A 12,056-nucleotide genomic window follows, 5' to 3' on the forward strand; every position below is an offset into this window, starting at 1 on the left:
GTCCGCGTTTTGTTACCGTGCGGCCTTCCATGGGTTCGGGAGGTCGTTTCATGGCGCAGGAATTTCCAACACAGGCACAGGTCGTCATCGTCGGCGGCGGTATTATAGGTTGCTCGGTCGCCTATCACTTAACCAAGCTCGGCTGGAACGACGTCGTTTTGCTGGAGCAGGGGCAGTTAAGCGGCGGCACCACCTGGCATGCGGCCGGTCTCGTCGGTCAGTTGCGTAGCCACGCCAACATGACGGGCCTCATCAAATATTCGACCAAGCTCTATAGCGAGCTTGAGTCCGAGACCGGCCTTGCCACGGGCTGGAAGAATTGCGGCTCGCTCTCGGTTGCCCGCACGCAAGACCGCATGACCGTGTTGAAGCGCACGGCGGCCTCTGCTCGCGCCCAAGGCGTCGCGATCGAGGTGATCTCGCCGAAGCAAGCGCAGGAGCTCTGGCCGGTCATGGCGATCGACGATCTCGTCGGCGCCGTCTGGCTGCCGGGCGACGGCAAGGCCAATCCAACAGACCTCACGCAGTCGCTCGCCAAAGGCGCCCGCAATCGCGGCGCCCGCGTGATCGAGCGCGTCCGGGTCACAGGCATTTCGACCAAAAACGGCGTCGTCACCGGCGTCGAAACCGATCGGGGGGCCATTGCCGCAGAGATCGTCGTCAACTGTGCCGGTCAATGGGCACGCAAGGTCGGCCAGATGTGCGGCGTCACCGTGCCGCTGCACTCGGCCGAGCACATGTATATCGTCACCGGCCGCATCGAGGGCGTACATCCTGACCTGCCGGTCATGCGCGATCCGGACGGCTACATCTATTTCAAGGAGGAAGTCGGCGGGCTCGTCATGGGTGGCTTCGAGCCGGAAGCCAAGCCCTGGGGCATGGCAGGCATTCCCGACGATTTCGAGTTCGCCCTCTTACCTGACGATTGGGATCAGTTCGAAATCCTGATGCACAATGCGCTGCAGCGCGTGCCGCAGCTTGAAACATCCGAGGTGAAGAAGTTTTACAACGGCCCGGAGAGTTTTACCCCGGACAACAATTTCATTCTCGGCGAGGCGCCCGAACTGAAGAACTTCTTTGTCGGCGCAGGCTTCAACTCCATGGGGATTGCCAGCGCCGGCGGGGCAGGTCGAGCCCTTGCCGAGTGGATCGTAAACCGCGCGCCGACCATGGATCTTTGGCCGGTCGATATCCGTCGCTTCGCGGGCTTCAACAACAATCCGCGCTGGCTTCACGATCGCGTCAAGGAAACGCTCGGTCTGCACTATGCGATGCCTTGGCCGAACCGGGAGCTGGATACGGCACGCCCCTTCCGCCGTTCGCCTCTCTACGATCGGCTTGCCGCCAAGGGCGCGTGCTTCGGTTCGAAAATGGGATGGGAACGGGCCAATTGGTTTGCTGCGGAAGGCGAGCGCCCCGTCACCGAGTATTCCTTCGGTCGGCAGAACTGGCATGAAGCGGTCAAGCGCGAGATGAAGGCAACGCGCGAGGCCGCCGGCATTTTCGACCAGACCTCCTTCGCCAAGCTGCTTGTGCAGGGGCGGGATGCGGCAGCAGCGCTTAACCGCATCTGCGCTGCCGACATCGACGGCGAGATCGGCCGTTCTGTCTATACCGGACTCTTGAACGCGCGGGGCGGCTACGAGAGCGACCTGACCGTCATGCGACTTGCGGCCGATCGCTTCATGCTGATCACAGGTTCGGCCCAAGCGGTGCATGATGCGGACTGGATCCGCAAGAACCTTGCCGCGGACGCCCACGTGACTTTGACCGACGTGACGTCGTCCTATGCAGTCCTGGCGCTGATGGGACCGAAATCGCGCGACATCCTCTCGAAGCTTACCTCGGCGGATATCTCGAACGAGGGCTTTCCCTTCGCGACTATCCGCGAGATCGATATCGGTTACGCCACGGCCTTTGCCAACCGCATGACCTATGTCGGCGAACTCGGCTGGGAACTGATCGTGCCGACAGAATTCGCTGTCGGTGTTTACGAGGCGCTGCACGAGGTCGGTCGCGCCTTCGGCCTGACGGATTGCGGCTACTATGCGCTTGAGGCTTTGCGGCTGGAGAAGGGCTACCGCGCCTGGAGCCGGGAACTGACGCCCGACATCAACCCCTACGAGGCTGGTCTTGGCTTTGCGGTTGCTCTGGGAAAACCCGGCGGCTTTGTCGGCCACGATGCGCTCGTGGCCGCAAAGACCAAGGGCCTGCCCTCGCGCCGCATCGTTCAGTTTACCCTGGACGATCCCTTGCCCATGCTTTGGGGCGGCGAACTGATCCTGCGTGCGGGAAAACCGGTCGGCGAGGTCCGCTCCGCCGCCTACGGTCACACGCTTGGGCGTTCGGTCGCACTCGGCCTGCTTGAAAACCCTGAAGGCGTGGACAAAACGTTCCTCGAGGGGGAGCGCTTCGAGATCGATCTTGCAGGCATTCGCTATGCCGCGACGGTGCATCTGGCACCGGCATATGATCCGCGTGCGCTGAGGGTCAAGATTTAGATCATCTTTTCGCGATGCGACGAATTGCGCGTGTTGATCTTCCCGCGAGCCCGTCTAGGCGGGCTCGCGTTCCAGCAAGAGCTTTGCCGTTTGCCAGAGGTCCTCGACCCTGCGGCTGCGCGTCGCGGCGTGACGGTAAAGCCGAATTTCGAGGTCGAGATTCCAGCCCTTATCCGTAGAGGCGGGTACGAGGCCACCGGCATCGATCGCGTCACGGGCAAGGCTTTCGGGCAACCAGCAGACGCCGGCACCCGACATCGCCATGTTCATCAGCCCGGCACTGATCGTGTTTTCATGCGTCGTGCGGCGCCGGAAGGGCGGGCGCCGCAGCATGAGACGCGAAAGGGCGACCCCGAAGAACGAATTGAACCCGTAGCTCAGATAGGGAATAGCGAGCCGCGGCTGCGCCACAGCCCGGTCGAGAATATTCAGCCCCGGTAGCGTACCATCGGGGATAGAGACGTTTGCGGCGGCGAGCGGGATCAGCCGATCATGGGCGATCGTCAGCGACGAGAATTGTGCGCGGTCGAGATGGAATGGCACCTCCGAATGCGCATAAGTCAGGAAGAAATCCGCCTCGTCACCGATGAGGGCGTCAAGATTGGCCTCGATGCCGCCGCGGTCGGGCATCAGCGAGGTGCTGAAAGCGCCACCTGCGTTTTCGAGCAGTTTGAGCCAGCCAGGGAAGATCGTTACCGTCAGCGTATGGAGCGCGGCAAAGCGGATGAGGCCTTCTTCGTGAGACGGGCGTAGCGATTCGCGCGCTGCATAGAAGGTTCGGATTGCCTCCTGCGCTATGGGCAGGAAATTGCGACCTGCCGGCGTCAGTTCCGCCGGCATGGTGGCGCGGTTGATCAGCGTTGCCCCGAGCCAACGCTCCAACTGTTTGATGCGGCGGCTGAACGCCGGCTGAGTCACGTTGCGCAACTCGGCAGCGCGCGAAAAACTCCACGTGTCGGCGAGGGTCACGAAGTCCTCCAGCCACTTGATCTCCATGCCCAGATCTCCCCTGCGTTGCAGCTGAGGGGATCATAAGTCGTTGGAAAGAAATCGCTATGCCGATATTGCATCAGCCTTTGCTAAAAGCGAATTAGCCAAACCCCGACAAACCTTCCACGTTGCGCCCAAGGCAAACAGTTCTGATTTCGAGGCAGCGAGGAGGCTCACGAAATCAGGCTGATAACAAAAGGGGGATTGTTAATGGCCTTCCAGCTTCACGCTGATCTTATTCTGCACAACGGCCGAATCTGGCGAGGCAGGGAGGAGGGGATCAGCGAGGCCGTTGCCATTTGGCAGGGCAAGGTTCTGGCCACCGGCAGCGATGCCGAGATGGCGAGCCTCAAGGGGCCCCATACCAAGGTGATCGATCTCGAAGGCCGTTTTGCCAGCCCCGGTCTTATCGACAATCACCTTCACCTGATCTCCACCGGCATCACCATGGGCTGGGTCGACGCGACCCCTGCCGCTGCGCCGACGCTTGCCGCCCTTATGGAGAAACTTGCCGAACGCGCGGCCGTCACGCCGAAGGGCGCATGGGTGCGGGCACGGGGCTATGACCAGGTCAAGCTCGATGTCGGCCGGCATCCGACCCGCGAGGAACTCGACCGCGCCGTACCGGATCATCCCGTGCTGCTGACGCGCGCCTGCGGCCATGTGGCCATCGCGAATTCGCTGGCGCTGAGCCTGGCGGATGTCACCGAGGCGACGCCGGTGCCGGACGGCGGCGTAATCGGCACCACGGACGGGCGCCTCAACGGGTTCCTGGCGGAAAACGCGCAGAACCTCATCAAGACGGCTATTCCCGAGGTGACGACGGAGGAGTTGATCGACGGCATCGAGCGGGCAGGGCGCTATCTTCTGTCGCTCGGCATTACGAGCTGCATGGATGCGGCGGTCGGCCAACTTGCCGGCTTTGCGGAAATCCAGGCTTATGAGATGGCCAAGCTTTCCGGCCGCCTGCCGGTGCGCGTCTGGCTGACACTGCTCGGCGATCCCGGCGTCTCGATCGTAGAGGATTCCTGGCGTGCCGGGCTCATTTCCGGTGCGGGCGACGACATGTTGCGCGTCGGGGCCGTGAAGATCTTCCTCGACGGCTCGGCCGGCGGGCGCACCGCATGGATGTCGAAGCCCTATCTTGGTGAGCCCGACAATATCGGCGTACAGATGCTGCCGGATGCCGACGTCGAGGCGATCGTCAAATCCTGCCACGACCGGGGCTATCAGATGGCTTGCCACGCCATCGGCGACGGTGCGATCGAGCAGCTGATCACGGCCTACGAAAAGGCGCTGGCCGGTAATCCCGATCCGGATCGGCGCCATCGCATCGAGCATTGCGGCTTCTCGAGCCCGGAGCAAGATCGGCGCATGAAGGCGGCAGGCATCCTGCCGGCGCCGCAGATGGCCTTCATCCACGATTTCGGCGACAGCTACGTTTCCGTGCTTGGTGAGGAACGGGGCAAGGCCTCCTACCAGATCGGCACCTGGATGCGCATGGGTCTCAAGCCCTCGACCGGCTCGGATTCGCCCGTCTGCTCGCCCGATCCCTTCCCGAACCTTCACGCCATGATCACGCGCAAGACCGGCAAGGGTACCGTGATGGTGGAGGCGGAAAAGCTGAGCCGCGAGGAAGCGTTGCAGGCCTACACGGAATACGGCGCCTATTCTCAGAAGGCCGAAGACGTGAAGGGCAGGCTTGTGCCGGGACAATGGGCCGACATCGCCGTCTTCGACAACGACCTCTTGGAGGCACCGGCCGATACCATTCTCTCAGGCACACGCTGCCTGATGACCCTGCTTGCAGGCCGCGTCGTGCACGACGCACGCTGACGACCTGAAAGACCAATCAACACAAAGCCGAAAACGGCACGAGAGGGAAAACAGCATGCTGAAAAGATTGACATTGGCCGCTATGCTCGGCCTCGGGGTGGCAACCGGAGCGCTGGCTGCCGGCGAACGCCACGGCGGAACGCTCGTCTTTACCGCACCCTATGGCTCGAGCTTCGCCACGCTCGACGTTCAGGCAAGCCCGAACACCCAGGAGGAATTCATCACCCAGGCGATCCACCGCGCGCTCTACAGCTGGGATTCGATCCAGAACAAGCCGGTCCTGGAACTCGCTAGCTCGGAAGAGGTGTCCGAGGATGGTACGGTGCACACCTATCGCCTGCGCGAAAATGCCGTCTTCCACAACGGCAAGCCACTGACGGCCGACGACATCATCTACAGCTACAAGCGCATCGCCAACCCGAAGAACGCCTTCCCGGGCGCAAGCTACATTGCCGTCATCAAGGGTGCGGATGCGTTCATCGCCGGCAAGGCTGAGGAGATTTCCGGTCTCAAGAAAATCGACGACCACACGCTGGAGATCACCTATACCGGACCGATCAACCCCGGCTTCCCGCTGATGCAGAACACGACGGTGATTTATCCGTCTGATGTCAAGGATGAATCGAGCTTCGCCAAGACCCCCGTTGGCCTCGGCGCCTTCGTCTTCAAGGAGCACGTGCCGGGATCGCAGGTCGTTGTCGAAAAGTTCGACAAGTACTACGAAGAGGGCAAGCCCTATCTCGACCGCATCAACATCGTGCTGATGGCCGAGGACGCCGCGCGCGACGTCGCGTTCCGAAACAAGGAAATCGATGTCTCGATCCTTGGCCCGACCCAATACCAGGCCTATCAGGGTGAAGACGCCTTGAAGGATCACCTGCTCGAAGTTGCCGAGGTCTATACGCGCAACATCGGCTTCAACCCGGCCTTCGAACCCTTCAAGGACAAGCGGGTCCGCCAGGCGATCAACCATGCGATCAATGCGCCGCTGATCATTGAACGGCTCGTCAAGAACAAGGCCTACCCCGCCTCCGGCTGGCTGCCGCTGTCTTCGCCGGCCTTCGACAAGGACAAGGTGCCCTACGCCTTCGATCCAGAGAAAGCGAAAGCACTCCTGGCGGAAGCAGGCTATGCCGATGGCTTCGAGTTCGAAGTCACGGCGAGCCCGAACGAAAGCTGGGGCGTGCCGATCGTTGAAGCCATCCTGCCGATGCTGAAGAAGGTCGGCGTCACCGTGAAGCCGAAGCCGGTCGAAAGCTCGGCGCTTGGCGATGCCGTGACGTCGAACAACTTCCAGGCCTTCATCTGGTCGAACCTGTCCGGTCCCGACCCGCTCAATGCACTGCGTTGCTTCTATTCCAAGACGGCGCAGTCCGCCTGCAACTACGCGAGCTATGCGAGCCCGGATTTCGACAAACTCTATGAGGCGGCCCAGCAGGAACGCGACCCTGCCAAGCAGAGCAATCTGCTGCGCCAGGCCAACAACATCGTGCAGGACGATGCGCCGGTCTGGTTCTTCAACTACAACAAGGCGGTCATGGCCTACCAGCCCTGGATCCACGGCCTTGTCCCGAACGCCACGGAACTGGCGGTCCAGCCCTATGACGAGATCTGGATCGACGACACGGCGCCGGACGCACGCAAGTAAGCCCTGAGAGGTTCGGGGCGGTTTCGGCCGCCCCACACATCAGTTGTCCCACCCATCCGGGTGGCCAAAATGGAACCGCTCATGCTTCGTTTTACCCTGCGCCGCATTCTGCAGGTCGTCCCGACGATCGTCGTGGTGGCGCTGCTGATCTTCGTTATCTTCTCCGTCGTCCCCGGTACCTTCGCGGCCAGCCTCTTTGCCGACGGAAAGCGTGCCGCCGATCCGCAAATGATCGCTCGCCTCAATGAGGAGTTCGGTCTGAACAAGCCGCTGATGGAGCGCTTCGTGACCTATGTTACGGATCTCGCCCAGTTCGATCTCGGCACCAGTTTCCGCACCCGCCAGCCGGTCATTGACCTCATCAACGACCGCATGGGCGCCTCGCTTCAGCTGGCCGTCGCCGCCATGGTCTTCGCCATCGTTGTCGGCGTGCCGCTCGGCTTTCTTGCAGCACTCAGGCCCGGTTCGATCCTCGATACGGTGACGATGATCGGGGCGGTTTCGGGCCTCTCCATGCCGCAATTCTGGCTCGGCCTTCTGATGATGTATCTCTTCGCCCTGCAACTGAACTGGCTGCCCAGTTTCGGTTACGGCGACGGCTCGTTTCGAAACCTCATCCTGCCGGCCGTGACCCTCGGCGTCACGCCGCTCGCGCTGCTGGCGCGCACCACCCGGGCCGGCGTGCTCGACGTTTTGAACGCCGACTTCATTCGCACCGCCCATTCCAAAGGCATGAGCGAGGCGAAGGTGGTGCGCTGGCACGTGGCGCGCAATGCGCTGGTGCTGATCGTCACCACGGTCGGCCTGCAGTTCGGCTCGCTGATCGGCCAGGCCGTCGTCATCGAAAAGCTGTTCGCCTGGCCGGGCATCGGCTCGCTGCTGGTCGATAGTGTGGCGATCCGCGACATTCCCGTGGTGCAGGGCACGATCCTCGTCATCGTGCTGTGGTTCCTGATCATCAACACCGCCGTCGATCTGGTCTATGCCGCGATCGATCCGCGCATCAAGCAGGAGTGACGACCGTGCGCCTCGGCTTCAACTTCTGGCTCGGTGCGACGCTGACTGCGCTCGTCATCTTCGCCGGTGTCCTTGCCCATTGGATCGCGCCCTTTGACCCCGTGCTCGATGCCGACTTGATGAACTCCGAACTGCCGCCGGACGCCACCTTCTGGTTCGGCACGGACGGGCAGGGACGGGACGTCTATACCCGCATTCTTTACGGCGCGCAGATCTCGCTGACTGTTGGCATCGTGTCGCAGGTGATCAACTCGATCATCGGCGTCACGCTCGGCATGACGGCCGGCTTTTGGGGCGGCTGGTGGGACGATCTGGTCAACGGCCTGACCAACGTCATGCTCGCCATCCCCTCGTTGATCTTCGCGCTTGCCGTCATGGCGGTGCTTGGCCCCGGCCTGCCGTCGCTCTTGATCGCGCTTGGCCTCACCAACTGGAGCTGGACCTGCCGCATCGCTCGCTCCTCGACTCTCTCCTTGAAATCGCAAGGCTACGTGCAGGCGGCCCAGACGCTGGGCTATGGCGACCTGCGCATCATGTTCACGCAGATTCTGCCGAACATGATGGGGCCGATCCTCGTCATGGCAACGCTCGGCATGGGGTCGGCGGTGCTGTCTGAAGCGGCGCTCTCCTTCCTCGGCCTCGGCATCCAGCCGCCATTCCCGAGCTGGGGTTCGATGTTGACCGATGCACGCCAGCTGATCCAGCTCGCCCCCTGGGCGGCGCTCTTCCCTGGCCTTGCCATCTTCCTTTCGGTGCTTGGCTTCAACCTTCTCGGCGATGGTCTGCGTGACAGCCTCGATCCGCATATGAGGACGCGCAAGCCATGACCGCGCCGCTTCTCGACATCAAGAACCTGCAGCTTGGCGTTTCGCTCGGCCGTTCCAGCTACCATCCACTGCTCAAGGGCGTCTCGTTCCAGATCATGCCCGGCGAGGCCTATGGCCTCGTCGGCGAATCCGGGTCCGGAAAATCGGTCACATCGCTTGCCGTCATGGGCCTTTTGAAACGGCCGCTTGCCGTTACCAGTGGCGAGATATTGTTCAAGGGGCAGAACCTGCTGGCGTTGCCGAAACGCGAGATGCGGCGCCTGCGCGGCAATCGCATCGCCATGATCTTCCAGGAGCCGATGACGGCGCTGAACCCGCTTTCAACGGTCGGGCGACAGATCGCCGAGATGTTCGTGCTACATCAGGGAAAAAGCTGGGCGGAAGCCGAAAAGCTCGCCGTCGAAGCGCTCGGGAATGTCCGCGTGCCCAACCCTGATCGCCGTGCCAGGAACTATCCGCACCAGATGTCCGGCGGGCTGCGCCAGCGGGTGATGATCGCGATGGCGCTTGCCTGCAGCCCGGACCTGTTGATCGCCGATGAGCCGACGACGGCACTCGACGTAACCGTGCAGGCCGAGGTGCTGCGCCTCATCAAGGAACTCTGCGCGGCGCGCGGGACGGCCGTCCTCTTCATCAGCCACGACCTTGGCGTCATCGCCAGCATCTGCCAGCGCGTCGGCGTCATGTATTCGGGCTGCATGGTCGAGGAGAACGAGACACGGGCGCTGTTTGACAGCCCCCGCCACGAATACACCCGCGGCCTGCTCGGCGCCCTGCCGCGCCTTGGCAGCCGCAGCGAACATGGGCGGCAGCGGCTCGTCGACATCGACAGCATCATCGCCGACCGCTCGAAGCTGACGGAAAGCCGCTTCATCGCGCCACGCGAACGGGAAGGGAGCCAGCCATGACCGCGCCGCTGCTTCAGGTGGACGATCTCCATGTCCGTTTCCCCATTTCCGGCGGCGGCCTGCTCGGCAAAGGACGGCGTGTGCTTCACGCCGTCAACGGCATCAGCTTCGAGCTTGCCAAGGGCGAGTGCCTGTCGATCGTCGGCGAGTCGGGTTGCGGGAAATCGACGACGGCGCTTTCCATTCTCGGCCTGCAGGAACCGACCGAGGGCATGATCCGCTATCGCGGTCAGCCGCTCGCGGGGCCCGGCGCGCCGCACCGGATGGACCGGGCGAAAGCGGTGCAGATGGTGTTCCAGGATCCTTATGCATCGCTCAACCCCCGCCAGTCCGTGCGCACCTCGCTCGCAGCACCGCTGCGGCTGCACGGCATTACCGCTGCCTCGGAAATCGAAGGCCGCATCGAGGCGATGCTCAAGAATGTCGGCCTGACGCCCGAACAGGCCGAACGCTATCCGCACGAGTTCTCCGGCGGTCAGCGCCAGCGTATCGGCATCGCCCGCGCGCTGATCCTCGAGCCTGAGATCGTCGTGCTCGACGAGCCGGTCTCGGCCCTCGACGTGTCGATCCGCGCGCAGATCATCAATCTCCTGCTCGACCTTCAGGAAAAACTCGGCCTCTCCTATCTGATGATCAGCCACGATCTGAGCGTGGTGGAACACATGAGCGACCGGGTGCTGGTGATGTATTTCGGCGAAGTCGTGGAAGAGGGCGGCTGGCGCGAGATTTTCGAAGCCCCCACCCATCCCTACACGCGCCGCCTGATCGCCGCCATTCCCGATCCGGGTGCGGCGCTGAACCCGGCGGAAAGGCAGGCGAGCGACGCCACCGTGCCGCAACTTGCCGGCCGCAGCTTCGTTTCCGATGGCAGCACCGCGCCGGATGTTTTTACCGCGCCTGTTCGATCCGAACTGATCGAGATCGGCGGGAACCATAGGGTTCGGATGGCTTTGGCCTAACCGATGGAATGCGCTGAGCGAAGCCCCGTTCCGCCCCGCGGCAAAGATAAGCTAGGTTGCTCAACGTCCGAACTTGGAATCATTGAAATCTAGGATGAACCCGATGAAACGCATGCCGAAGATCGCCGTGATCATGGATGAAAACACCAGTGCGGGCGGTGGACGCTATGACGTCTCGCGAAATTACTTTTCCGCCCTGCGCCGCGCCGGCGCCTTTGCCTTCGGCATCCCCTATGTTCCCGATCTCGTCGACCAGGTCGTCGAAGAGTTTGATGGGTTCTTAAGCGTCGGCGGCCGCATCAACTTCCCGAAAAGCTGGTATGTCGAAGGAGACCAATCGCAGTATCCGCCCTCGGATCGGCTAGCCGTCGACATGGCATTGATGGAAAGTTTCCTTGCGCGCGACAAGCCTGTGCTCGGCATCTGCAACGGCATGCAGATGCTCGGCTGCCTCAACGCTTGCCGGATGGTTTCCGATGTCCATTCGTCGTGGCCCGACGCGCTCAATCACGACCAGGCCAATTTCTCGCATGACGTCAGCGTTGTCCCCGGCACCAGAATGGCCGACATCCTCGGCATCGAAACATTCACCGTGAACACGTTTCACCGCGAGGCGATCGTGGAGGTATCGGGCGCGGTGACCGTTACGGCCCGAGCCCCGGATGGTGTCGTTGAAGCGATCGAGATCGGCTCGCAGACCTTTGCCATGGGCCTTCAATGGCACCCCGAAATGCTGGATGCCGACAGCCATCCGGGCGCTCGCGTCTTCGACGCCTTCGTCGAGGCGTCAAGCCGACACCTTCGATAACCTGTTCCAAGGCCCTGCTGCGTTCTGTCGGAAGCACATTCTGCCCTCTCCCGATTGACGTTGGCGGCTCCAGCAAATAGGGCCAAGCCGACAAGCGTGCCAAACGCCAGCAAGACAGCAACAGGAGTGTATAGTGAGCGAACCGACCGTAGCAGAGGCAACAGATCGCATTTACGCATCGCTGCAGGCAGACAATGCCGACATCGATCTTCATATCGCGACCCTCAAGGCAGCATTGATGCGGGCAGGTTTGAAAGAGGCCGTATTCGACCCGACCAGGCTCGTGCAAAACAACCGTTCCGGACGGAAGCTGATGCAGGCGTACTTTCGGCAGCGCGGCGTAACGGTGAAATTCTCGGCCTAACAAGGTCGTTCAATGATGCCAGAAAGGCCGCAGTCGGGTGGCCGAATGGGTGCCTGCCTGGTCGGACTGCGGTGGCTCACCAGGCTGAGCGATCCCGGTTTCCGCTCGTCGGCTGGCTGCCAAGGTGAACCTCTCGGCGCGCGACCCTTTCAACCGGTCAGGTCGCGCGCAAATGGGCTCTGGCCGCCTTTCGAAGCG

10 protein-coding genes are annotated in these 12,056 nt (G+C 62.3%); 9 read left to right on the top strand and 1 reads right to left on the bottom strand.

Features of this window, described 5'->3' with window-relative positions:
- The first annotated feature begins 50 nt into the window (after positions 1-50).
- Positions 51-2,501, top strand: a complete 2,451-nt coding sequence (locus tag IB263_RS21740) for an FAD-dependent oxidoreductase (protein ID WP_034794731.1) — start codon at positions 51-53, stop codon at positions 2,499-2,501.
- Positions 2,502-2,555: 54 nt separating this feature from the next.
- On the opposite strand, the gene IB263_RS21745 is transcribed toward IB263_RS21740, so the two are convergent.
- Positions 2,556-3,497 carry a LysR family transcriptional regulator gene (locus IB263_RS21745; protein WP_034794728.1) on the bottom strand — a complete coding sequence of 314 codons (942 nt, stop codon included), beginning with the start codon at positions 3,495-3,497 and terminating at the stop codon, positions 2,556-2,558.
- Between the two features lie 204 nt (positions 3,498-3,701).
- On the opposite strand from IB263_RS21745, the gene IB263_RS21750 reads away from it, so the two are divergent.
- From IB263_RS21750 to IB263_RS21785, 8 genes are all read left to right on the top strand, one after another.
- Positions 3,702-5,327 (top strand): amidohydrolase, encoded by a 1,626-nt coding sequence (locus IB263_RS21750; protein ID WP_060516619.1) that lies wholly within the window; start codon positions 3,702-3,704, stop codon positions 5,325-5,327.
- Positions 5,328-5,382: 55 nt separating this feature from the next.
- Positions 5,383-6,975 (top strand): ABC transporter substrate-binding protein, encoded by a 1,593-nt coding sequence (locus IB263_RS21755; RefSeq protein ID WP_192438987.1) that lies wholly within the window; start codon positions 5,383-5,385, stop codon positions 6,973-6,975.
- A gap of 81 nt (positions 6,976-7,056) precedes the next feature.
- Positions 7,057-7,992: an ABC transporter permease gene (locus IB263_RS21760; RefSeq protein WP_060517351.1), complete on the top strand. Its 936-nt coding sequence runs from the start codon at positions 7,057-7,059 to the stop codon at positions 7,990-7,992.
- A 5-nt stretch (positions 7,993-7,997) separates the two neighbouring features.
- The gene (locus tag IB263_RS21765) at positions 7,998-8,819 is read left to right on the top strand and encodes an ABC transporter permease (protein ID WP_110819404.1); all 822 of its coding nucleotides are present in this window, start codon (positions 7,998-8,000) and stop codon (positions 8,817-8,819) included.
- Positions 8,816-9,727 (top strand): ABC transporter ATP-binding protein, encoded by a 912-nt coding sequence (locus tag IB263_RS21770; RefSeq protein WP_192438988.1) that lies wholly within the window; start codon positions 8,816-8,818, stop codon positions 9,725-9,727. The genes IB263_RS21765 and IB263_RS21770 overlap by 4 nt, the downstream gene beginning before the upstream one ends.
- Positions 9,724-10,686, top strand: a complete 963-nt coding sequence (locus IB263_RS21775; RefSeq protein ID WP_192438989.1) for an ATP-binding cassette domain-containing protein — start codon at positions 9,724-9,726, stop codon at positions 10,684-10,686. The genes IB263_RS21770 and IB263_RS21775 overlap by 4 nt, the downstream gene beginning before the upstream one ends.
- Positions 10,687-10,789: 103 nt before the next feature.
- Positions 10,790-11,494 (top strand): gamma-glutamyl-gamma-aminobutyrate hydrolase family protein, encoded by a 705-nt coding sequence (locus tag IB263_RS21780; protein WP_192438990.1) that lies wholly within the window; start codon positions 10,790-10,792, stop codon positions 11,492-11,494.
- Between the two features lie 130 nt (positions 11,495-11,624).
- Complete coding sequence (locus tag IB263_RS21785; RefSeq protein WP_034794697.1) at positions 11,625-11,858, top strand: hypothetical protein; 234 nt, start codon at positions 11,625-11,627, stop codon at positions 11,856-11,858.
- Positions 11,859-12,056: the final 198 nt, after the last annotated feature.

It is taken from the genome of Ensifer sp. ENS03 (assembly GCF_014852035.1).
Taxonomy (GTDB): domain Bacteria; phylum Pseudomonadota; class Alphaproteobacteria; order Rhizobiales; family Rhizobiaceae; genus Ensifer; species Ensifer adhaerens.